The organism is Mesorhizobium sp. BR1-1-3 (genome assembly GCF_020165455.1).
GTDB classification, from domain to species: domain Bacteria; phylum Pseudomonadota; class Alphaproteobacteria; order Rhizobiales; family Rhizobiaceae; genus Mesorhizobium; species Mesorhizobium ciceri.
Genome location: NZ_JAIUIC010000005.1, coordinates 369,460 through 390,361, shown reverse-complemented (window position 1 = coordinate 390,361; position 20,902 = coordinate 369,460). Strand labels below are relative to the sequence as shown.

21 protein-coding genes are annotated in these 20,902 nt (G+C 63.0%); 9 read left to right on the top strand and 12 right to left on the bottom strand.

The annotated features are described in order from the left end of the window. Window positions 1–6 precede the first annotated feature (6 nt). The 5 genes from LB559_RS14565 to LB559_RS14545 all read left to right on the top strand — a co-directional run bounded on the left by LB559_RS14565 (window position 7) and on the right by LB559_RS14545 (window position 5,427). Entirely contained in the window at window positions 7–1,842 is a 1,836-nt protein-coding gene (locus LB559_RS14565; RefSeq protein ID WP_224674351.1) for an ABC transporter permease subunit, read from the top strand. Further along, window positions 1,839–2,537: an ABC transporter ATP-binding protein gene (locus LB559_RS14560; protein WP_064995205.1), complete on the top strand. Its 699-nt coding sequence runs from the start codon at window positions 1,839–1,841 to the stop codon at window positions 2,535–2,537. Before LB559_RS14565 ends, LB559_RS14560 begins: the two co-directional genes overlap by 4 nt. A gap of 464 nt (window positions 2,538–3,001) precedes the next feature. Then, window positions 3,002–4,225, top strand: coding sequence for a diguanylate cyclase (locus LB559_RS14555; RefSeq protein WP_224674388.1), 1,224 nt, complete (start codon window positions 3,002–3,004; stop codon window positions 4,223–4,225). A gap of 276 nt (window positions 4,226–4,501) precedes the next feature. Further along, on the top strand, window positions 4,502–5,158 hold the full coding sequence (locus LB559_RS14550; protein ID WP_224674350.1) for a hypothetical protein: 657 nt from the start codon (window positions 4,502–4,504) through the stop codon (window positions 5,156–5,158). A gap of 74 nt (window positions 5,159–5,232) precedes the next feature. After that, window positions 5,233–5,427, top strand: a complete 195-nt coding sequence (locus LB559_RS14545; protein WP_064994232.1) for a hypothetical protein — start codon at window positions 5,233–5,235, stop codon at window positions 5,425–5,427. A 49-nt stretch (window positions 5,428–5,476) separates the two neighbouring features. Here the strand turns inward: LB559_RS14545 and LB559_RS14540 are convergent, their stop codons facing one another. The 10 genes from LB559_RS14540 to LB559_RS14495 form a co-directional block, all read right to left on the bottom strand. Then, entirely contained in the window at window positions 5,477–6,499 is a 1,023-nt protein-coding gene (locus LB559_RS14540; protein WP_064994233.1) for a formate dehydrogenase subunit gamma, read from the bottom strand. A gap of 56 nt (window positions 6,500–6,555) precedes the next feature. Continuing rightward, window positions 6,556–7,152 (bottom strand): formate dehydrogenase FDH3 subunit beta, encoded by a 597-nt coding sequence (gene fdh3B, locus LB559_RS14535; protein ID WP_064994234.1) that lies wholly within the window; start codon window positions 7,150–7,152, stop codon window positions 6,556–6,558. A 16-nt stretch (window positions 7,153–7,168) separates the two neighbouring features. After that, the gene (locus tag LB559_RS14530) at window positions 7,169–10,090 is read right to left on the bottom strand and encodes a formate dehydrogenase subunit alpha (RefSeq protein ID WP_224674349.1); all 2,922 of its coding nucleotides are present in this window, start codon (window positions 10,088–10,090) and stop codon (window positions 7,169–7,171) included. Window positions 10,091–10,097: 7 nt separating this feature from the next. After that, on the bottom strand, window positions 10,098–10,304 hold the full coding sequence (locus LB559_RS14525) for a formate dehydrogenase (RefSeq protein ID WP_224674348.1): 207 nt from the start codon (window positions 10,302–10,304) through the stop codon (window positions 10,098–10,100). A 42-nt stretch (window positions 10,305–10,346) separates the two neighbouring features. Continuing rightward, window positions 10,347–11,018, bottom strand: a complete 672-nt coding sequence (locus LB559_RS14520; protein WP_224674347.1) for a molecular chaperone — start codon at window positions 11,016–11,018, stop codon at window positions 10,347–10,349. Between the two features lie 193 nt (window positions 11,019–11,211). Continuing rightward, window positions 11,212–11,922 carry a DUF3306 domain-containing protein gene (locus tag LB559_RS14515; RefSeq protein ID WP_224674346.1) on the bottom strand — a complete coding sequence of 237 codons (711 nt, stop codon included), beginning with the start codon at window positions 11,920–11,922 and terminating at the stop codon, window positions 11,212–11,214. Then, window positions 11,919–12,422, bottom strand: a complete 504-nt coding sequence (locus LB559_RS14510) for a DUF3305 domain-containing protein (RefSeq protein ID WP_224674345.1) — start codon at window positions 12,420–12,422, stop codon at window positions 11,919–11,921. Before LB559_RS14510 ends, LB559_RS14515 begins: the two co-directional genes overlap by 4 nt. 26 nt (window positions 12,423–12,448) lie before the next feature. Continuing rightward, entirely contained in the window at window positions 12,449–13,465 is a 1,017-nt protein-coding gene (locus LB559_RS14505; protein ID WP_224674344.1) for a DUF6352 family protein, read from the bottom strand. Next, the gene (locus tag LB559_RS14500) at window positions 13,462–14,004 is read right to left on the bottom strand and encodes a DUF6505 family protein (protein ID WP_127371405.1); all 543 of its coding nucleotides are present in this window, start codon (window positions 14,002–14,004) and stop codon (window positions 13,462–13,464) included. The genes LB559_RS14505 and LB559_RS14500 overlap by 4 nt, the downstream gene beginning before the upstream one ends. Then, window positions 13,995–14,741 (bottom strand): biotin/lipoate--protein ligase family protein, encoded by a 747-nt coding sequence (locus LB559_RS14495; protein WP_127367565.1) that lies wholly within the window; start codon window positions 14,739–14,741, stop codon window positions 13,995–13,997. The genes LB559_RS14500 and LB559_RS14495 overlap by 10 nt, the downstream gene beginning before the upstream one ends. A gap of 110 nt (window positions 14,742–14,851) precedes the next feature. Between LB559_RS14495 and LB559_RS14490 the strand changes: the two genes are divergently transcribed. Continuing rightward, window positions 14,852–16,888 carry a 4Fe-4S binding protein gene (locus LB559_RS14490; protein WP_224674343.1) on the top strand — a complete coding sequence of 679 codons (2,037 nt, stop codon included), beginning with the start codon at window positions 14,852–14,854 and terminating at the stop codon, window positions 16,886–16,888. Window positions 16,889–16,890: 2 nt separating this feature from the next. On the opposite strand, the gene LB559_RS14485 is transcribed toward LB559_RS14490, so the two are convergent. Further along, entirely contained in the window at window positions 16,891–18,177 is a 1,287-nt protein-coding gene (locus LB559_RS14485; RefSeq protein WP_411970050.1) for a hypothetical protein, read from the bottom strand. Window positions 18,178–18,278: 101 nt separating this feature from the next. On the opposite strand from LB559_RS14485, the gene LB559_RS14480 reads away from it, so the two are divergent. Continuing rightward, a complete protein-coding gene (locus tag LB559_RS14480) occupies window positions 18,279–18,485 on the top strand; it encodes a DUF6494 family protein (protein ID WP_224674341.1) in 207 nt (68 codons plus the stop codon). 26 nt (window positions 18,486–18,511) lie between these two features. Here the strand turns inward: LB559_RS14480 and LB559_RS14475 are convergent, their stop codons facing one another. Further along, entirely contained in the window at window positions 18,512–19,387 is an 876-nt protein-coding gene (locus LB559_RS14475) for a helix-turn-helix transcriptional regulator (protein ID WP_224674340.1), read from the bottom strand. 95 nt (window positions 19,388–19,482) lie between these two features. On the opposite strand from LB559_RS14475, the gene LB559_RS14470 reads away from it, so the two are divergent. Further along, the gene (locus tag LB559_RS14470; RefSeq protein ID WP_064994245.1) at window positions 19,483–20,175 is read left to right on the top strand and encodes an ABC transporter permease; all 693 of its coding nucleotides are present in this window, start codon (window positions 19,483–19,485) and stop codon (window positions 20,173–20,175) included. A gap of 3 nt (window positions 20,176–20,178) precedes the next feature. Continuing rightward, entirely contained in the window at window positions 20,179–20,901 is a 723-nt protein-coding gene (locus LB559_RS14465; RefSeq protein ID WP_224674339.1) for an ATP-binding cassette domain-containing protein, read from the top strand. The last annotated feature ends 1 nt before the right edge of the window (window position 20,902 follow it).

The window sequence follows — 20,902 nt, the reverse complement described above, 5'->3', positions numbered from 1 at the left end:
TCGGCCATGAACATCAAACATCCCTTCCTCGTCGAGCTTCTGACGGCGCTGGCGCTCGTCCTGGCGCCTTTCGTTCTGCCCCATCTCGGGTTCTCGCCCAGCACGATCAATCGTATCCTGATCTGGGGACTGTTCGGGATCGGCTTCGACATCCTGTTCGGCTACACGGGATTGCTGTCCTTCGGCCAGTCGGCCTTCTACGGTACTGGCGGGATGTTCGCCGCCTATCTCCTGACTGAAACCGGCTTCTCTTATGTCATGGCTGCCATTGTCCTGGGCGCCGTCGTGTCGGGTGTCGTCGGCTACGTGATCGGGTTGATAGCCCTGCGACGCACCGGTATCTATTTCGCCATGATCACGGTGGCGATCGCCGAAGTCTTCTTCTTTGTCGAGTTCAATCCGCTCTCGGCATTCACGGGCGGCGAGAACGGCTTGCCTGGCGTGCCAACCCCGGTCGTCAACCTCGGCTTCACGGTGCTCGAATTCAACACCGACTGGACGATGTATACCTTCCTGGCGTTCTGCTATTTCATCGGCATTGCCGTCGCACTGCGCATCGTACGCTCGCCCGTTGGCGCGATCCTTTCGGCGATCCGCGACAATCCGCTCCGCGCCGCGGCGCTGGGCCACGACATACACGGCTACAAGCTCACGGCCTTCGTGGTTGCCGCGATCTATGCCGGCTTTGCCGGCGGCCTGTTGGGCATGATGCAGGGCTTCATGCCGCCGGACGCTTTCATGTTCGACACGTCCGGCCAGGTCGTGATGCAGACGGCGATCGGCGGTGCCGGCACACTGTTCGGGCCGCTGGTGGGCGCGACGGTGTGGCTCTATCTCAGCGACTTTTTCCAGAACACATTGCATCTCGGCGCCACATGGAAGTTGGTGCTCGGCATCGTTTTCGTGCTGCTGGTCTGCTTCCTGCGGCGCGGCATCGTCGGTGCGATCGTCGATCTCTATGGGTTGACCGGTGGCCGCAAGCGCATCGAATCGTCCAATACCGCGGTCGAGAGTGCGCCGCACGTCGTGACCGCCGTCGAACCGATGCCGGCGCGCCGGCGTGGTGCTGCGCCAGCATCCGGACCGATCCTGCAGGTGCAGGGCCTAACCAAACGCTATGGCGGTATCACAGCCAACAGCGACATCGACCTCAGCGTCGATCATGGGGAGATACGGGGCATCATTGGACCCAACGGCGCGGGCAAGACGACGTTCTTCAAGATGCTCACCTGCGAGATCGCGCCAACCTCCGGCCGCATCATACTGGCCGGCCGCGATATTACGGGCATGGGCGTATCCGAGGTGTGCCAGCTCGGGCTCACCAAGAGCTACCAGATCAACCAGCTATTCGACCGCTTGACGGTGCGGCGGAACCTGATGATTGCCGCGCTGGGCGAGGCGCGTGGAAAGTTCCGGCTTGATCTGTTCAAGAGTATCCACAGCGTTCCCGGTCTCAGCGAGCAGGTCGAGCGAACGGCGGCGCTGGTGAACCTTACGGCGCGGCTCGATCGGCCAGTTTCGGAACTGGCTTATGGCGAGAAGCGGCGGCTGGAAATCGGTCTTGCACTGGCGACGTCGCCGAGCCTGCTCCTGCTTGACGAACCGCTTGCCGGCATGAGCCCGCGCGAGCGCGTCGAGACCGTGGCGCTGCTCAAGTCAATCGCGCGTGCACGCACGATGATCATCATCGACCACGATATGGATTCGCTCTTCGAGCTGGTCGAGAAAATCACCGTCCTGCAGGAGGGCAGGGTGCTGGCCGAAGGCACGCCCAGTGAGATCAAGGCCAACGCAAAGGTGCAGGAAGCCTACCTTGGCGGTGTACATGGAGAGGTGGCATGAGCCTGCTCGATGTGAGAGCATTAAACAGCTATTATGGTGACAGTCACATTCTGTTCGACGTCACATTGAGGGTCGAGAAGAATGAGGTCGTGGCGCTCCTGGGCCGCAACGGCGCTGGCAAGTCGACGACGCTGAAGAGCCTGATGGGGGTCGTGACGCCGCGGACCGGCTCGGTTGAACTAGACGGGGTCGAACTGGTTGGCAGGAAGGCGCACAGCATCGCTCGGGAAGGCATGCAACTCGTGCACGAGAATCGACGCATCTTCGGCAGCCTGAGCGTCGAGGAAAACATCATTCTGGCCGGGTTGACTGCGGATGACCGGTGGCCGCTGGAACGCATTTACACGATGTTCCCCCGGCTGAAGGAACGACGCGCCAGCCGTGGTACGGATTTGTCAGGTGGCGAACAGCAGATGCTGGCTATAGCGCGTGCATTGGTGCGCAACCCAAAGATCCTCCTGCTTGATGAACCCTTCGAAGGACTTGCTCCAGTCATTGTGTACGACTTGGTGCGCGCCTGCCGCGAGCTGGTCCAGGCAGGGCAGACAATTGTGCTGGTGGAACAGAACATCGCAGCGACGCTGGCGCTCGCGAGCCGCGTTTATATCATCAACAATGGCCATATCGCCCACGAAGGCCCGGCCGCCGAACTCAAGATCCAGGCGGGGCTGCTGCAACACCATCTTGGCGTCTAGGTCCAGCCCGTGGACAATCCCACGACCTTCATCGACAGTGTCATCCCCGCCAGAGAATTCGTGAGATTGTGGCTATCACGATCGGAAAGATAGCTAGGAGTTAGGCAAGTGCCTTGAGCCGCCAGCAGACGGTGGCTTTTGGATTTCGACCCCGACTTGATAGTGGAGGGGCAGTCCAAGACATTCTCATGCGCTCCGTACGCCTTTGCTCGAAGAGACACTGATCGCGGGCACGGTCTCGTCAGTGGGCGCGGCTTGGCAGCAGGCCGCGAGCCATGATGGAGCCGTAAACGCTTGCAGGGATCACAGCGGAATTCGCAGGTCGGTACCTCTGGAAATCAAATCTTCAGGATAGCTTGGCATTCTTGTCCATCCCGAGGAGCGGATGGCTCGGGCGGAACATTCAGGAGAAACCAGTTGTAAGGGCCGATATTTGACAGAACGGATGCACCTAGACGTGCAGGATAGTCCTGGCCATAACTGCAGAAGTCGACCGACTACTGGCGAGCCGCACGCGCGATATCCGGCTGACGGGCGAGATCTACCGCCTGTTTCGAGCGCGTGTCTGGTCGCAGACAAAGATCATCCGAGCCTGGATGGTCTGGGTGGCTTTGTTGGACGTGCTGACACTCGCGCTCAACATGGTGATGCTCCCAAGGGCAACTGCGCTATCCATGCTCCTGCCTGGCGCCATCATTCCGCCCGTCGCTGTGGCCGTCGTTCTTATCTGGCGAAAGCCGCGGGCGCCGTGGCTACAAGGGGCTTCGCTGATCGCGGGCATGTTCCTTATCTTGTTGTCAGTCGCATTGGTCGGAGCAAGCGCTGGTGGCGAGTTCTACGAACGGCAATTGAACGTCATGTTGTTCGTGGCCATCACAGCCATCATCATCTTCGGGATCCCCTTGGCCTGGACGATGACGATCGCTGCGCTGGCGCTCGGACTTTATCTCATGCTTCAACTGCAGAACCCGGCCATCGCGCATGGGAGTGCAGTAGCTGGAACGCTGTTCTTCGCCAGCGGTATCTTTGCAACGGTGGCCGCGCGGCGCATCATGACAATTCTCGCTCAAAAGACTTTCCTGTTTGAGCTTCGCGACCGACGCAGGGTCGCCCAACTGGCGAAAGCGAATGATCGACTGGTACTCCTGGCGAGGACCGATCCACTCACCGGCATCTCCAACCGTCGCTGGATGACGGAAACGCTTGACCGTCTATGGGACGGTGGCCGGAAATGCCACGGCGGTGCCGCCATGCTGATGTGCGACATCGACGACAAGAAGCTGAACGACCACCTCGGCCATGCCCAGGGCGATCGCTGTCTGGTCGAGGTCGCCAGAATGATCCAGGAAAACGTGAGGCGCGGCCGCGATCAGGTGGCCCGCTACGGCGGCGAAGAGTTCCTGGTGTTGCTGCCCGGGGTGGACGAGGAAGAGGCCGTCGCGGTGGCCGAGCGAATTCGTCAGAGCGTTGAGGCCGCGGCTTTTCCCAACCCTGCATCCCGCATGTCGCCTAGCGTCACACTCAGCATTGGAGTTGCAGTTCAGACGACTGACGAGGCCATCTCACCAGAGCAGTTACAGAGTCACGCGGATGCGGCACTCTACCTTGCCAAACAATCCGGCCGCAACCGAGTGCTGCTCCACGGATCGGCGTCATTCGGGCGAAAACATGTGCAGCCGGCACGGTGATGCCTCAAGTACGTCAGGGCGAAAGTCGTTGTGCTGTTCTTGTGCGGCTGAAGCAGACCGGCTCGGCGACATAAGCCGACCCGGGTGCGCCGGTAATGCGGCGATCCGTGCCCGAGCCCTCATAACGGGGGTTGACGATGCGGGAACCTGATAGTTGAAGGCAGCAATGGAACGCAAGGCGGCGTTGGACATTTCGTCTGGATTGGCACGCGTGCGACGGTGGTGCCCCGACTGCATCCGGCGGCACCGTCTGACACGAAGGGGAAGGAGCTAGCGATGAGAAGAATTGCCCTCGCGGGAATGCTTACACTCTCGGTTTCGGCCTCCCAGGCACAGACCGCGACGCCTCAGCCAGCCGCACCGACCGCTGAGGCGCCTGCCGGTCAGGTGGTTGCGTCGGGGCAAGGCGGCCCGGTCAACCTCTGTCACGAGATCCTCGCCTTCATGAAAGCGCCTCCAGCTGAGACGCCCCCACCCACCGGCGCGGCAAAGAAGCCGGATGCGGCTTCAGCTAAGCAGGGCACGACCGGATCGGGCGACCCAGCGAAGTCGGAGGGTGGTACGGGCTCTGCGCAAAAAATCACCGGACAGGACGGCGTGGCAACCGACGCTCCCCAGCCAGGCAAGGACAACGCAGCCAGCGGATCGGCGCACAATGCCCCGCAGAAAGAAAGCAGGGCAGCGCCGCTGCCCCCCGCAGACGTGACCAGCACGCCCAAGGAATCCGTGCTGACTGTCGAAGCGGCAGAGCAACTCGCCGATGCGAACGATATCGCCCAGTGCCAGAAAACGGCCCGCGCCATGAGAGTTGCCGGCGTTGCCATGCCACCGCCGCTGATTGCATTGGCAGCACTCGATATGCAATATCAGCAGAAGGCGGTTGTGCCGGCCGAGCCCACAGGGGCTGCCGGTGCCCAGCGTCTAGCGCCGTAGGCGGCCACGCCGAAATAGCGAGAGCAAGAACGGTGGCTGGCGGGCCCGTCTCGAGAATGGAAGGAGCAGGCGGGATGCGTATGATTTTGACGGGAATTGTCGTTACCGTCTTAGTTGCCTTTGGTGCCGGCTATGTTTTGCGCGCACAGCAGGTGCCTTCCTGGCAAGTCTTCAGCACCGACAGTGCCCGGGTGGGCGATCCGGGCCACAATCTCGTCGGGCAGAACTGGTCGGGCGATCCCGCCGGCGGCTCCGCCGGCAAATCATGACCAACTACCTCCTGAGCGATTGGGCTGCAGTCGACCAGCGATAGAAACGCTATTCGGCCGGCTCAGCGGAAGTCTCCGGCGTAGCATCGCCCGTCTTCGCCTGCTGCTTGGCAACCCAGGCGCTGTGGTGCTCCTTGGCCCAATTCAGATCCACTGTGCCGGACACCATGGCTTCGTAGGCGCCTTCCATGCCGAGCGTGCCGATATAGATGTGGGCGATGATGACGGCGATCAGGAGGACGCCTACGACCGCATGAACATACTGGGCCGTCTGCATGCCGTTGATATCGGCGAAGGAGAATGGGAACAGCATGTAGATGCCGGACACCGACAAGGCAATTCCGCCCAGCAGGACCGCCCAGAAGATAAGCTTCTGTCCTGTGTTGAAGCGTGCCGCCGGCGGGTGCGTCCGGTTCGACTTGTCGAAGAATCCGCCGCCGACCTTCAGCCAGTTGGCATCGTAGCGGTCGGGCAGGTTGTCCCAGACCCAGGCGACCAGCATAACAAGTACGCCCAGCATGAATGCCCAGGCGACGAAGTCATGCGCGTATTTCGCCCAAAACGACCATGCCGAGAACGCGTCCGGTCCGATCAGCGGCATCAGCAGGCGTTTGCCGAATACGAGATTCAAGCCGGTAACGGCCAGGATGATGAACGCTGTGGCAGTCGTCCAATGGGCAAGCCGTTCGATGGCGTTGAAGCGCAGGATCCTGACGCCTGATTCACCCGCCGCGACGCGGATGCGGCCTCTGACGAAATAGAACAGCGCCAGCACGACCAGCATGCCGAGGATCGCAATGCCGCCGATCCAGGGCAGCACGCGCTCATGGAAGCCCTGGTAGTCGCGGCCCTGCGGCTGCTGCAGCGTGGCGGCCTTGCCGTCCGGTATGGTGACGCGGCCCCGGATTTTGTTGAGTTCATCGAGAAGTTGCCGCTCGCTGACAGCCTGGGCGGTCGGGTTGTTTCCTGAACCGGCGTCCTGCGCCCTGGCCGGAACAACAAGCAGGCCGAGAGCCAGAATGAGTGCGGCGGCCGCCGGGGAAATCAGTCGACCAAGGCTCGAGATACGCATTTGCTCGGTCCTCCTGAGCTTGTTTGTCTGCGCGAACCAATCGGCACCGCGATGAACTACACCTCAATTGTCTCCCGATAGGCCGTCTGCCACCCCCACGCACCGGAGCCGTAGCCGCGCTGCGTCACGCGTTCCTTGTAGATCGCAGCGATGATCTCGCCGTCGCCGGCCAGCAGCGACTTGGTCGAGCACATCTCGGCGCAAAGCGGCAGCTTGCCTTCGGCCAGCCGGTTGGCGCCATATTTTGCATATTCGGCCTCGGTCGAGTCCGGCTCCGGACCGGCCGCGCAGAACGTGCACTTGTCCATCTTGCCGCGCGATCCGAAATTGCCGACGCGCGGGTATTGCGGCGCGCCGAACGGACAGGCGTAGAAGCAATAGCCACAGCCGATGCACAAATCCTTAGAGTGCAGCACCACCGCGTCGGCCGTCGTATAGAAGCATGCGACGGGGCACACCGCCGCGCACGGGGCGTCGGTGCAATGCATGCAGGCCATCGAGACGGAGCGCTCGCCGGGCTTGCCGTCATGGATCGTGACGACGCGGCGGCGGTTAATGCCCCAAGGCACATCGTGCTCATTCTTGCAGGCGGTGACGCAAGCGTTGCACTCAATGCAGCGGTCGGCGTCGCAGAGGAACTTCATCCTGGCCATTTTCCGCACCTCCCTGTTACGCCATCGCGATCTGGCACAACGTGACTTTCGGCTCCTGCATGCCCGTTACCGGGTCATAGCCGTAGGTGGTGATGCTGTTTGCGCTTTCACCGAGCACATAGGGATCGGCGCCTTCGGGGTAGTTGGCCCGCAGGGTCTCACCCTGGAACCAGCCGCCGAAGTGGAAAGGCATGAACGCTACTCCCTTGCCGACACGCTCGGTCACCAAAGCCTTCACCCGCGCTTTGGAATCGTTCTCCGCGCCGGTCACCCACACCCAGACGCCGTCGCCAATGCCGCGGGCGGCTGCGTCCGCGGGATTGATTTCGACGAACATCTCCTGCTGCAACTCGGCCAACCACCGGTTTGAGCGGGTTTCCTCGCCGCCGCCTTCATATTCGACCAGGCGACCGGTCGTCAGGATGATCGGGAACGATTTCGCGACGCCCTTGTCCACCGCCGCCTTCTGAACGCTGAAGCCGATATTCGGCAAACGGAACTGCTTGGCGTCAGGATAGGTCGGATATTTTGCGACTAGGTCCACCCTGGGGGTATAGATCGGCTCGCGATGGATCGGCACCGGGTCGGGCAGGTTCCAGGCGACAGCCCTGGCCTTTCCGTTTCCGTAGGGGTGACAGCCGTGGCTGAGCACGACGCGCTGGATGCCGCCCGACAGGTCGGTCGACCACGAGACCTTGCCGATGTCAGCCATATCATCGCCGATCGTCTGGATGACTTTGAGTTCCTCCGCACTCAAGTCCTTGTCCCAGCCGAGCTTTTGCAGCACCGCCATCGTGAATTCCGGATAGCCGTCGGTCAGTTCCGAGCCTTGCGTGTAGGAGCCTTCGGCAAGAAGCGTCTCGCCGTTACGCTCCACACCGAAACGGGCCCGGAAGGGACTGCCGCCATCCATTACATGCAGGTCGGTGCTGTAAAGGTTGGCCGTGCCAGGATGGCGTATTTCCGGCTTGCCCCAGCATGGCCAGGGCAGGCCGTAATAGTCGCCGCCGACCTCCGGATCGTCCTTCGGCGCGCGTAGCGTCACAAGATCAAACTTGTGCTGGTTTTTCATATGCGCCTTGAGGCGCTCCGGCGATTGACCGCAGTAGCCGGTCGACCAGCTTCCGCGGTTCATCTCACGCAGTACGTCCTCCGGTTGCGGCCGGTCACCCTCGACCGCGATGTTCTTGAACATCCAGTCGGCAAGGCCGAGCTTCTTCGCGAGCAGGTAGATGACCTGATAGTCGTCCTTCTGCTCGAAGCTCGGCTTAACGATCTGCTCTCCCCACTGCAGAGATCGGTTGGAGGCGACGCGCGAGCCGGAAGTCTCGAATTGCGTACAGACCGGCAGCAGATAGACGTTGTCCTTGCGCCCGGCCTGAACTGCCAGCGATGCCCAGGTCGTCGGGTGCGGATCGGCAACGACGAGCAGTTCGAGGCCGGCCAGGCCCTTCATTGATTCCGGTATGCGTGTGATGCTGTTGCTGGCGTGGCCCTGGACGAACATCGCCCGCAGTCTGTCACGCTGCTGAATGTCCTCCTTGGGGAGCACGACCCCATCGAACCATCGGGTCAGCGGGATACCGGGTGTCTCCATCGCCTCCTTGGAGTCGAACCGGCGCAGAAGGTCGTCGTATGGAATTTGCCAGACTCGCGACCAATGCTTCCAGGCGCCCTCCGTCAGGCCATAGTAAAAGGGCAGGGTCACCACATCCAATCCAATGTCGGTCGCGCCCTGCACGTTGTCATGTCCACGGAAGATGTTGGCGCCGGTGCCCGGCTTGCCAACATTGCCCGTGGCGAGGCACAAGATGCAGCTGGCGCGGACGTTGGCTGTTCCGGTCGTGTGGTGGGTCTGCCCCATGCACCAGATTATCGTCGATGGCTTTTGCGTGGCGAACATCTCGGCGATGCGCTTCATCTGCTCGCCAGGCACACCAGTGATGCGCTCGACCTCGTCGGGCGGATATTTCCCCACCTCCTTGCGGACTTCGTCCATCCCGTAAACGCGCTGGGCTATGAATTCCTTGTCCTCCCAACCATTCTCGAAAATGTGCCAGAGCAAGCCCCACAGCACCGCGATGTCGGTGCCAGACCGAATGCGAGCAAACTCGGTGGCATGCGCGGCCGTACGGGTGAACCGCGGATCCATCACGATGAAGTTGGACTTGTTGAGTTCCTTGCCTTCGAGCAGATGCTGCATGGCGACTGGATGTGCTTCGGCAGGGTTCCCGCCCAGCACTATGAGCGTCTTGGAATTGCGGATGTCGTTGAAGGAATTGGTCATCGCGCCGTAGCCCCAGGTATTGGCCACGCCCGAAACCGTCGTCGAATGGCAGATCCTCGCCTGGTGGTCCTGGTTATTGGTTCCCCACAGGGCCGCAAGCTTGCGGAAGAGGTAAGTCCCCTCGTTGGAGAACTTCGCCGATCCCATCCAGTAGGCCGATTCCGGTCCGGACTTCTCACGAATGTCGAGAAGCTTGTCGCCGATCCCATTGATGGCGTCATCCCAGGAGATGCGCTCCCACTTGCCGCCGGAAAGCCTCACGGGGTATTTCAGGCGGCGGTCGCTATGTACCAGCTCGCGCACGCTTGCGCCCTTGGCGCAATGCGAGCCTCGATTGATGGGGCTGTCCCACGATGGCTCCTGTCCGGTCCACACGCCGTTCTGGACTTCCGCGGTGACCGTGCAGCCGACAGCGCAATGTGTGCAGACACTTTTCTTCAACTCGGTCGGCACTCCCGGCTGCGGCGGGCTGATCGCCGCGGCTTTGCTTACCGTGCCGAACTGAAACGAGCCGAGCGTGGCTATTCCGCCAACTGCGAGGCCGGAGCGGCGGAGGAATGTCCGTCGGTCGAATGGAGCCGAATCCGTGCCAGCAAGGAGGCTTTGCAGTCTTGTGCGGCTTGCCTGTCCGCTTTTGCGCTTCGTCAGCATGGCGGCCTCACTTCTTTTCAGGGTAGCGGTTCACGCGGTAATAGGCCTTGATGTGATCGGTTTCCCGGTAGCGGGCCCGCATCTCGTCTTCACCGGGGTCATAGGCTTGCGCTTCGCTCGGAGCCAGTGCCGCCGCAACGGCGGTGGTGGAGGCGCCGCCGAACGCCCGGAGGAAGCTGCGCCGGCTCAGTCCCGTCGATCGCTCCTCCTGCATTGCAACCTCCATCTGTCAGGGCATCCGGCCCGCTTGCATTTCCTATGCGCTTCGCCGCGTCTCCATGGCAAAGGCTTCAGTTTCGATGTCGATAAAGGTTCGACCGGCAACGCCGACCGATCGGTAGAATTTCGCCGTTTTTGCGCTTTCCAGATCGCCAAAGAAACGTCCGGCCCATGGCGCGAGGTGCCGTTCGAAGAAAGCCTGCTCTTCGCCGGCCGCCACCTCGAAATGAATGCTGGCAAAGCCGCTCATGATCTCGCAGAGCGTTCCGAGATGATCCTCGGGGTCGCAGTGGCCGGCGGCTCGCTCGATGCCCAGGCGCATCATGTCCTGGCGCAGGCGGGCGAGTGGCCGTTCGTTGAGAAAGCCGGTGAGATAGTAGGAAGCGTAGGGGAGAAGCTCTCCGCGTCCCACGCCGATGAAAAGTTCGAAATATTCGCGATTGATATCATCCGCGCAGGTGCAGGCCGCTGCCCGGCCCAAGGCAGCGTGAGCGCGACCGAGCGGCGTGTCGCTGCTGTCTTGCAGGCGGGCAAGCCGGGTCAGGAAGCCGCTATCGGGTGGCTTGAGCAATAGCAACGCGAAGAGGGCATATTCGTCGGCGCGGGCTTGATCGATATCGTCAAGATCAGCGCCATCGAAATCGATGATTGAAGCATCCGCTCCATCCGACGATCCATACGCCTGGTCCAGGGGCAAGTCCGGGTTCATCGTGTGACCTTGACCGTGCTTCCGAGATTAGGTCAGCGATTGTAGCCCCACCCCGAACGATTGCAACAGCAGTCTGACGAATTCGTGCGGCTGGTCTAGTAGCAAGTCGATGTTGGTCGTGTGACCTTGATCGTGGGCCCCTGATTGGGTGAGCTATCGTGGCTCTGCGCTACGGGTGCAGCAGGTCCCGGCGTCAGCGCGGGATCGCTCTGCCGTGGCGCGGCCGGGAGAGGACCTCGGTACGCGAGGGCGGAGAGACAGGGCCCGCGTCCGCCGCCTCTATCTCACCTGCTCCGTCAACTGGCGACCTCGCCTCGGTAGGCTCGACGGTCTGGGCTTCTGGCGCATCGGTATCAGCTTCGCCAACTGGCGGCGTATTCTCCGGCCATTGGGCGTGCGCTTCGCCGGGCGCCTGGGCGGGCCAAGGCCGGGGAATTGCGGCTGTTTCCCGCTCATTCGCTTCGATGGGTAAAGCCATCTTTGATAGAAAGCTGACGACTGCTTCCTTCGCGTCCAGCGGGCCGAACCCTGCCATCGAACCCGCCTGGTTGAAGTCCCAGGCGTATTCGGAGGGACCGACATAATCGCGAATTGCCGGATCGAGAGACCACATCCTGCGCGTCGCGGCGCTCCTCAGCGCCGCAGGGACGCCTTTTCTCAAGAAGGCCGTAATGTCGCTTTCAGGCGTCAGGTCCTCGACGCGGGGGAGGGGCTCGGCGGGTCCGTCTGGTTCGTCTTGCGTCGATCCCGCATCCTGAGCCGTGGCTCGGCGGGCAGCGCCGGCATCCACCGCCGCAGCGTCAGGTACCAGCTTCTCGTCGTCCGTTGCTTGAAGTCCGGCCGAGCGCACAGACAGCTTCCGGCGCGACCAGCGGGCGAAGATGTTATCATTGCCGCCGCTCATTCCTTGTCTCCAGTCCCGGAAGGCCAATTGCGCCCCGCATCAAGCTTTGCCCGATCGCGCTTGCGCTTGACGAACGGCCGCTCGACATGGTGGGCTTCAACGAAGGCGGCAAGCTGCTGCTGGATCTCGGACGGCATCGGCACCGCCTCGATGATGTCGGTGCCGGACTCCGTCAGCGACTCGGCGTCCGAGGGATCGGCGGTTACCAATTGCAGCAGGACCCCGGGAGGCGCATTCGTGTGCCGGAGCGATACCCACAGGCTCGGCTGCTGAGAACGTAAGTTCTCCCGGTACATCGTCGTGTCCGCTCCGAAGAACTCGATGTCCGCCGCTCCCGCATAATAGCGGGTTACTGTTGCGGTTTCATCGAGCGCCGTCCAAGCTGCGGCTACCGGAACGCCGACGAGCACCGCAACGGGCATCCAGGCATGATCGACCCACGGGTTCTTCAGAGTCCGTCGCTCGACGACGACACCGACTTGAGTTGTTTCCCGAACCAATTCGGAATCCTGACTTTCCACAATGCCTAACTTGCGGGTGTGGCGGCTCGAAGCGGCAGGCCGGCGATTAGGTTCTGCGGCTTCATGCGAACCATGCGGTCGGATGTCATCGCCATGATCAACCAGATCGGCCGCGCACCCACTTCCGGCCTAACTTCGTCGAATTCGGAGAAGTCGAGCCGAAACAAAGCTATAATGCGCTTTGCCGCCTCAGGGTCAAGGTCCTCGCCTGTCCACAGCGCATTGCCGATACGCGTCGCCTCCGCGTCCAGACCGACGAACCATGCCCAATCGTCGTCCTCGGTCCGCTCGACCGGCTCAACCCTCACCTCAATGGCCAGCAGATGGCGTATCCAGGCCTCGATCGCGGCGGCAAGGCCGCGCCGCGCCGGACTGTCGACGTCGCCGAGGCCAAGCACCATGTCAAAGGCATCGCTCCTGCCGAAATAGCTGCAGGCATTCTTCTCCTCGAGAATCTGCAGCTCGGTGACGGCAGGCCCTCCGAGCATGTTCAGGAGAGGCGAGGCGTGACGGTTCTGCTCGTGGACTTCAATGGTTTCCGCATCTGCAAGCAGCAGCGCACCTTCATGGAGGGTCACTCGCTGGGCACGGTAAAACAGCTCGGCCGCACGCAGCACGAAGGGATCGTCGTCGCCGTCAAGCGCATTGCGCAGCACCAGTTGCGCAAGCTGGTTCATGAACAGGGGCGGAATGTCGGCAGCCGAGCCGCGCGCGAGTTCGAGATAGCAGGCTTCGAGAGACGGCGCTGCCAAAAGGCGATTGCGAAAGGCAATCATGAACTCCCAGTTTTCCCGAGCATCCGGGTCGTCGATCGCGGCGATCTCCTCGTTCCCGACCGGCCGGCGCGGATCGTGCATCAGCAACTCGTGATGCAGCCGCAACTCCGCCGCGCACGCATCTTCCGGCGGCAGAAGCTCAGGGCGAGCCAAATAAACTTTGAGGAACGGATCAGTCACCATCAACCGGCCTGCCTTGTCGCGATCGAGCAGATGGTGGCCCGAAGAAATCCAGAAATCTATCATTTGTGCCTACCCGCCAGCACCACGATGTCGACTTCTTCCATCGCACCCTCTTCTCCCTCGACCTCGATGATGCGGAATGCGGCCGCCGGATCAAGGCGGCTCACCTTCCGGTGCAGGGTGCGGAACGATTCACGGATGCCCGCCTCCTCGCCAGCGCGGTGCAGCGCAACAAGGGTGTTCGGCGGATGACTGCACAGGGACTGCGCGAAGGCGATTTCCTCCTCGGCGGCCGCGCGCGCGACCGCCATCCCGGGCGCTCCGCAACGGGCGACAAGCTGCTCGGCCAGTCTTTCGGTCGCAGCCGCGACTTCTTCCGCGGTGGCCTCCGTCACGATGACGAGGGTGGACCAGCCGAAGCTCTCAACCCCCATGAAGCCGGCGCGGAAGGCTTGTCGTTCCTTGCCGGAGAGGCTTTCGACATCGGCGGCGAAGAACCGGAAAGTCCCCGTGACGGCCCACTCGCCGGGTTCCGCGGCGTGGGAATAGACGAAGCCATCCGACGGATCTAGGCGGATCGTGCGCAGTAGCTTTAGAGCCATGGCACACCCGTAGCGGGATCGAGCCACGAAGGTGAGCCAAGAGCTTCCACCAAACTCCGCCTTTCGGAGGCTCCCGGGCAAGGCTTCCCCGGAAGCAGCAGGTCGCCATTGTCAGCGATCCGAACGTCCTGGCCTCGGTGTGAGGAGCGGTGCAGCCATTGGCTGGCGAGCGATGCGAAGCCGGTTTCGCCCCATTCGTGGAACGCGTTCATCAGGTGACGGGAGAAGCTGGCGATGATCTCACCAGGATCGGGGGCTTCGAAGCCCAATTCGTCAAGCGCGCCGAGTAGCGGCCGCTCGCCAGGTTCGTAAGCGCGCACGGCCGCGATGCGGATCATGGCAGAAAAGACGAGCCAGGCCGGCGTCTCCTCGTCGCGAGCTCCCTCAGGCCAGCCCAGGCGTCCGCCGCCAACGAGAGCGCCGTCGATGCGGATCGCGTCCGGCCAGTCGAAGGTGACCGGCATTTCAGGCGGTGCACGCGCTGCAAGCGCGTCGGCCAGAGCGTTCATTCCGGCATAGATGGCAAGGCGGGCCTGCGCCAACGATTGTTCAGGCTCCAGGACGACCGCGAACTCGGCCAGATCATAGCGCCGTACCCAGACCAGCGTCCCTGCACCCTGCTCGCCGGCAATGGCGCGGGCGTGCTCGAAGGCATCGCCGGCTTCTCTCAAGACAGTGAGGCTGTAGAGCGGGGGCAGATCGAGGGCGCGGTCGGTGACCGAAGCACGCTGGGACATGATGCCGATCCATTTTTGATGACGGCGGCCTAATTCTCCAATAATGTATATACTGTCTCTACAGTAAAGGCGCTACCGCAGCGGGCGGTGCCGCGTAGCGGGGAGGCGCAATGAGCCTGGACAAACCGCGCACGGTCTTCATCTGCTCCTGCGAGCGCAGCATGCCTGGTTTTGGCGACAGCGTGCGCCGCGGATGCAAAGACGCTCAGGTGCAATCGGGCGATCAGCTGTGCGGCGCCGAAATCGATCGTATCCGCAACAGATTGAGCGAGGGGGGAGCCATCACCATAGCCTGCACACAGCAGGCGCCGCTTTTCCGCGAAGTCGCTGAGGAAATCGGCTTTGCGGGTGACCTCGATTTCGTGAACATCCGCGAGGCGGCAGGCTGGTCGGCAGAGGCCGCATCCGCCGGGCCGAAGGCGGCGGCACTCGTCGCGATGGTGGCCGAACCGACCTCGCCGCCCGCCCTCGTCACGCTTCGAAGCAATGGCGTGGTGCTGGTTTATGGCCGCGACCAGGCGGCAATGGAGGTCGCCTGCCAGCTTGCCGGGGATCTGGACGTGACCGTCCTGCTGACGCGACCCGAGGAGGTTACACCCAACCGCGTGTGGGATTTCCCCGTCGTGCGGGGCAGGATCCGCAATGCACAAGGCCATCTGGGCGCCTTTGAGCTGATCGTTGATGATTTCGCCTTGCCAGTTCCCTCTTCGCGCGACCGCCTGCGCTTCGGTGCGGCTCGTGACGGCGCAATCTCTAAAGCAGACATCGTGATCGACCTCTCCGGCGGCGTTCCGCTATTTCCGGCTCACGACCTGCGCGCGGGCTACCTCAAAGCGGATTCCGCCGACCGGGCCGCGGTAACGGCCGTGATCGCCAAGGCTGCTGGCCTCGTCGGCGAATTTGACAAGCCGCGCTACATCGATTTTTCCGCCGATCTGTGCGCTCATTCACGCTCCCGCATCATCGGTTGCACGCGTTGCCTGGATCTGTGCCCTACCGGTGCGATTGCCTCGGCCGGCGACCACGTGATCGTCGACGCAGAAATCTGCGCCGGTTGCGGCAATTGCGCGGCCGCCTGTCCGACCGGTGCAGCCGCATATGCCGTTCCGGATGCACAAACCCTGCTTCGGCGGCTGCGTTCGCTCCTGGTCACATATCGAGAGGCGGGTGGCAGGGATCCGGTCGTTCTGTTCCATGACGGCTATCACGGCGAGCCGCTCATTGACGCGCTCGCGCGGTTCGGCCCAGGCCTGCCTGCGAATGTACTGCCAGTCGCCGTGAACGAGATAACGCAATTGGGAATAGAGGCGTGGATAGCGCCGGTGGCATGGGGCGCGGCGGCGGTGATGGCGCTCGCCTCCGCGAAGCCCAAGCACGAGCTCGCCGGCTTGGCCCGCAACGTCACCATCGCCAATCTGCTCGCGCGATCGCTCGGCTACGGGTCGGAACTCTGCGGCCTGATCGAAACCGACAATCCGGACATGCTGAGGTTGGCGCTCGACCGTGTGCAACCGGGCTCCAGCACGCCGACGCCGGCGACCTTCCTGCCCCTGGGGGACAAGCGCAGCCTGTTGCGAAACAGCATGATCGAACTGCATCGCGCCGCGCCGACGCCAGTCGAGCGCGTAGTGCTCCCAGCGGCAGCGCCGTTCGGCGGGCTCGATATCAATGTCGAGGGCTGCACGCTCTGCCTCTCCTGCGTGTCGGCGTGCCCAACGGGTGCGCTCTCCGACAGCGAGCAACAGCCTGCATTGTACTTTTCCGAAAGCGCCTGCGTCCAATGCGGGCTCTGCGCTGCGACTTGTCCGGAGAAGGTGATCCGTCTCGCCCCGCGGATTGATTTCCCGGCATGGAGCGCGCCACGTCGGGTCGTCAAGGAAGAACAGCCCTACGAGTGTATCCGCTGCGGCAACCCGTTCGGGACCCGCAGTACGATTGAGCGGATCGTCGCCAAGCTGGAAGGCAGGCACTGGATGTTCTCGGGCGAAAACGCGCGGCGGCTGGAACTGGTGCGGATGTGCGACAATTGCCGCGTCGATGCCGCCATGAGCGAAGACCTCGATCCCTATGCCGGTCCTGGCCGGCCGGCCCCGCGAACGACAGAGGATTATCTCCGGGACCGGAACTCGGAAACCAAACGGGTCTAAACTCAGTTGCTGCGGGTCTCGGCCTGTAGGAATCGTATCAGCGCCGCCCGATGCTCGGGGTCGCGAATGGTCTGCTCGGGCATCTTGGTGCCCGGCGTGTATCTGCTCGGGCCAAGCTCGAACAGCTTCGATACCGTTTCGGGCGTCCAGACGATGTCCATCTCCCTGAAAGCGGGCGAGTATCGGTAGCCAGGCACGGATGCGATCCTGCGGCCGAAGATGCCGTGAAGCGTGGGGCCGGCGCGATCGCCCTCGTGGGGATCGAGCGTGTGGCATGCGACGCAGGCGCGGAACACCTCCGCGTCCGGATTGCCGGCATATTCGGCCATCGGATCGGCCGAACCCTCGATCTTGGTTCCGAGCCGTTGCCCGGCCTCGACATTCCATTCTCCCACCACTTGATCCCCGCCGCCGCTCAAAAGCGTCTTTCCGTCAGGCGAGAAGGCGAGAGCCCAAACCGGAACGCCCGCGGAGCCAAATGTGCGAACGGGCTGCAGGCTTTTGACGTCGAGCAGCACAATTTCACCTTTGATCGACGAGGCGGCGATGTATCGTTCATTCGCCGTGACGGCGAGCGCGGTGATCGGACTTGACGAAGCTGCACCTTCGGCCAGGATTGTCCCGCCGCGGTTCAGTTCACTCAGCTTGCCGTCCGCGCCCCCGACGAACACGCGATCGCTCCTCGTCGCCACCAGTGCGCTGAGGGGTGCAGGCATTGCGACCCTGACCGGAGCTCCGCCTTCGGCCGGCCAAAGCATGACTGCCGCGTCGTAGCCGGCACTTGCGAGCGTCCCGTCGGAGAGGTATGCAACCGCGTTGACGTTTCCCCTGTGGCCTTGGAGGACGCGCGGCTCCCCGCCGGAAAGCGGCCACACCCGCACACTGCCATCCCAGGAAGCCGAAGCGAGGGTGGAGCCGTCGGGCGACACTGCGAGCGACACGACCGGTGCTGAATGGCCTTGCAGGACGGCGACCGGCGTGCTTCGTCCGGCCTCCCAGACAGCAATGCGGCCGTCCGCCCCCGCGCTGGCGAAGCGGCCTTGCGGCAGGGCTGCGACCGCATCGACCTGCCCATCGTGAAACAGCAGCACCTCCCGTGCTTCGCCGGTCTTGATCGACCAGATGATCGCCTTGGCGTCGAAACCACCGGTGATCGCAGTTTGCCCATCGGCCGTCACGGCAATCGCCCGCACTGGTCCGCCGTGACCGCGGAGATCGGCACCCAGCGCGGCGACCCCGAAGAGGAACGGAGCAGTTGCCATCAGACACATTGCGAGCGTCGTCTTCATTGCGCACCAGGCCGTTCCGTGCTCCCTTGGCGCAGCGCCGCCGTTGCGGGCATCAAGCTTGCTGGATCGGCCATATTGTTCAAACCGTTCGAGGCAATCATATGACCCAGAATATGGAAACCGATCCCTTCAACGTCTCCATGCGCAAGTTCCTCAAGCAGGTCGGCGTGACTTCGCAGCAGGCAATCGAGAAAGCCGTGGCGGAGAAGGGCCTGAAAGGAAAGGGCCGACTGACCGTGAGGGCCCTCGTCACGTCTGAGCCAGCAGGCCTGCACCATGTCGTGGAGGGCGAGATCGATCTGGGGTGAGCAGCGACCGAGGTCGGGTTCGGCTGCTACTTCGCGAACCGGATCCGCCCGGCCGGCGATGGATCATACCCGGCAAGCTCGGCGGCGCGGCTGGCGAAGGTGTCTTGCTGCAGCAAACGCAGCAACGCCTGGATCGGTTGCTGAAAGTAGGTCCGCTGCCGCATCAGCAGGTCGAAGCTTTCCCAGGCCAGTGACACGAAATCGAGGCCGGCGGCGCAGGCGGCGGCGCGGGTGGCGATTCCGCAATCGGCCCGTCCGGTGCGCACGGCGGCTGCAAGCTCGGGACCGGTAAGGCAGGGGGGCTCCAGTCGGTTGACCTCGCCGTGGCTCGCGCCGGCATCCGTCAGCAACAAAGCGAGCAGCATGTCCGCGCCTGCGCCGCGTTGACGGACCGCAATGCGCGCGCCGGTCGCAAGTACGTCGGTCAACTTGTTGAGCGATTTCGGATTGCCTGGCGCCAGCAGCAGGCCCTGCTCGCGGCGGGCGAATCCGACCAGCACCGCATCGTACAGCCGCGGCCTCGTCGCAATCGCGGCGACATTCGGGTCCGGGTCGTCGCTGTGGAAATGGATCGCGGCGACAGACACCTCGCCGCGAAGCAGGCGTGTCACGCCGGCTTCCGTGCCTTCTGTCAGAAAGGCCAGGCCGGAGCCCGACTGACGCAGGCTCCATTCGAGCAGATCATCCTGGCTGCCACCGACGATCGGCGGCGGGTCGGATTGAATCATTCCTCCGGGCCGGACCAGTCCCGACATGACCCAATGGTCGAGTTCATGTCGGGGAAACAGCCATTTGCCGGCCACCTTGCTGCAGGGGAGGCGCTCCTGCGCAATCAGTTCGTAAAGCTTGCGTTCGCCAATGCGCAGATAGTCGGCGGCTTCAGATGTCGTCAGCAATTCCATCCTGCATTGATATGCATATTTCTGTGCTGGTTCAAGAATTTGACTCTGGCGGAGGAGTTGCAGGACATTGGCGCTGGACAGGATTGCGAGGAGCAATGTCGGAAGGGCTGGGCGCATGGCAACTGATCGCGAGCGGTGACGCCACGCTGTTTGCCATCGTGCGCCTGTCGCTCGCGGTCAGCCTTTCGGCTGTCGCGATTGCCATGGTCGCCGGCCTGCCGCTTGGCGCAATTATCGCGCTCTCGCGCTTTCCAGGTCGTTCGGCGATCGTCGTGGTGCTGAACGGTTTCATGGGCCTGCCGCCGGTGGTGGTCGGGCTGACCGTCTATCTGCTGCTATCGCGATCCGGGCCGCTGGGCGAGTTCGGTCTTTTGTTCACGCCCGCCGCCATGGTCTGCGCGCAGGCGCTGCTGGTGTTGCCCATCATCGCCGCTCTGACCCGCCAGACGGTCGAGGATCTGTGGCGCGAATATCGCGAGGAACTGAACGCGATGGAGGTCGGGCCGGTGGGCCTGGTCGCGACGCTTTTGTGGGACGGCCGCTTCAGCCTCGTCACTGCTCTGCTCGCGGGCTTCGGCAGGGCGGCGGCCGAGGTTGGCACCGTCATGATCGTCGGCGGCAACATCGATGGCTTCACCCGTACCATGACGACGGCAATCGCACTTGAAACTTCAAAGGGAAATCTGCCGCTCGCCATCGGACTCGGCCTGATTCTGATTTTTCTTATCCTGCTGATCAACGCGGCCGCCTGGGGCGTGCGGGTGTGGTCCGAGCAACGGGCGGGCTAGGGGATGCGGGCCGCTCAGAGCGATCTTCCACTTGTCTTCGATGACGTGTCGCTTATCGCTGGCGCGACGACCATACTCCAGCGGGTGAACCTGACGATCGGGCCACATGCGCCGACGGTGATCGTCGGCCCAAACGGGTCGGGCAAGACCTCCCTGTTGCGGCTTTGCATGGGGCTTACTGTACCTTCGGCCGGAACCCTGACTTGGGGCGGTCGGACCCTCTCCCCGAAGACGCGGCGTGCGATCCTGTTCCAGAAGCCTGTGATGCTGCGGCGCTCGGTGGCCGCGAATGTCGCCTACGGCCTGGCGACGGCCGGCTGTCCGCGCCGGTTTCGCGCGGCGCGCACGGAGGAACTGCTCGACCGCGTGGGTCTTCTCGATCTGGCGGCACGTCCGGCACGGCATTTGTCAGGCGGGGAGCAGCAGCGGCTGGCGCTCGCTCGCGCACTGGCGCGCCAGCCCGAGATCCTGCTGCTCGACGAGCCGACAGCCAGCCTCGATCCGGCGGCGACGCGTTTTGTTGAGCAGATCATCATCACGGCTGCCCAATCGGGCACGAAGATCATCATGGCCTCGCACCATCTCGGCCAAGTGCGCAGGATCGCTGGAGACGTCGTCTTTCTTGTCCGGGGGCGTGTTTGCGAGCATGCCGTTGCCGGCGATTTTCTGGATCGTCCCGCGACTCGGCAAGCGGCTGCCTTCGTGCGCGGCGAACTCGTGCTTTAAT

What these genes read in the sequence shown, in the direction of transcription:
- LB559_RS14560 (WP_064995205.1), top strand. Translation starts at nt 1,839, where the DNA reads ATGAGCCTGCTCGATGTGAGAGCATTAAACAGCTATTATGGTGACAGT.
- LB559_RS14530 (WP_224674349.1), bottom strand. Translation starts at nt 10,090, where the DNA reads ATGCTGACGAAGCGCAAAAGCGGACAGGCAAGCCGCACAAGACTGCAA.
- LB559_RS14490 (WP_224674343.1), top strand. Translation starts at nt 14,852, where the DNA reads ATGAGCCTGGACAAACCGCGCACGGTCTTCATCTGCTCCTGCGAGCGC.
- LB559_RS14550 (WP_224674350.1), top strand. Translation starts at nt 4,502, where the DNA reads ATGAGAAGAATTGCCCTCGCGGGAATGCTTACACTCTCGGTTTCGGCC.
- LB559_RS14470 (WP_064994245.1), top strand. Translation starts at nt 19,483, where the DNA reads ATGTCGGAAGGGCTGGGCGCATGGCAACTGATCGCGAGCGGTGACGCC.
- LB559_RS14525 (WP_224674348.1), bottom strand. Translation starts at nt 10,304, where the DNA reads ATGCAGGAGGAGCGATCGACGGGACTGAGCCGGCGCAGCTTCCTCCGG.
- LB559_RS14465 (WP_224674339.1), top strand. Translation starts at nt 20,179, where the DNA reads ATGCGGGCCGCTCAGAGCGATCTTCCACTTGTCTTCGATGACGTGTCG.
- LB559_RS14485 (WP_411970050.1), bottom strand. Translation starts at nt 18,177, where the DNA reads ATGAAGACGACGCTCGCAATGTGTCTGATGGCAACTGCTCCGTTCCTC.
- LB559_RS14545 (WP_064994232.1), top strand. Translation starts at nt 5,233, where the DNA reads ATGCGTATGATTTTGACGGGAATTGTCGTTACCGTCTTAGTTGCCTTT.
- LB559_RS14480 (WP_224674341.1), top strand. Translation starts at nt 18,279, where the DNA reads ATGACCCAGAATATGGAAACCGATCCCTTCAACGTCTCCATGCGCAAG.
- fdh3B (WP_064994234.1), bottom strand. Translation starts at nt 7,152, where the DNA reads ATGGCCAGGATGAAGTTCCTCTGCGACGCCGACCGCTGCATTGAGTGC.
- LB559_RS14515 (WP_224674346.1), bottom strand. Translation starts at nt 11,922, where the DNA reads ATGAGCGGCGGCAATGATAACATCTTCGCCCGCTGGTCGCGCCGGAAG.
- LB559_RS14475 (WP_224674340.1), bottom strand. Translation starts at nt 19,387, where the DNA reads ATGGAATTGCTGACGACATCTGAAGCCGCCGACTATCTGCGCATTGGC.
- LB559_RS14565 (WP_224674351.1), top strand. Translation starts at nt 7, where the DNA reads ATGAACATCAAACATCCCTTCCTCGTCGAGCTTCTGACGGCGCTGGCG.
- LB559_RS14495 (WP_127367565.1), bottom strand. Translation starts at nt 14,741, where the DNA reads ATGTCCCAGCGTGCTTCGGTCACCGACCGCGCCCTCGATCTGCCCCCG.
- LB559_RS14500 (WP_127371405.1), bottom strand. Translation starts at nt 14,004, where the DNA reads ATGGCTCTAAAGCTACTGCGCACGATCCGCCTAGATCCGTCGGATGGC.
- LB559_RS14505 (WP_224674344.1), bottom strand. Translation starts at nt 13,465, where the DNA reads ATGATAGATTTCTGGATTTCTTCGGGCCACCATCTGCTCGATCGCGAC.
- LB559_RS14540 (WP_064994233.1), bottom strand. Translation starts at nt 6,499, where the DNA reads ATGCGTATCTCGAGCCTTGGTCGACTGATTTCCCCGGCGGCCGCCGCA.
- LB559_RS14520 (WP_224674347.1), bottom strand. Translation starts at nt 11,018, where the DNA reads ATGAACCCGGACTTGCCCCTGGACCAGGCGTATGGATCGTCGGATGGA.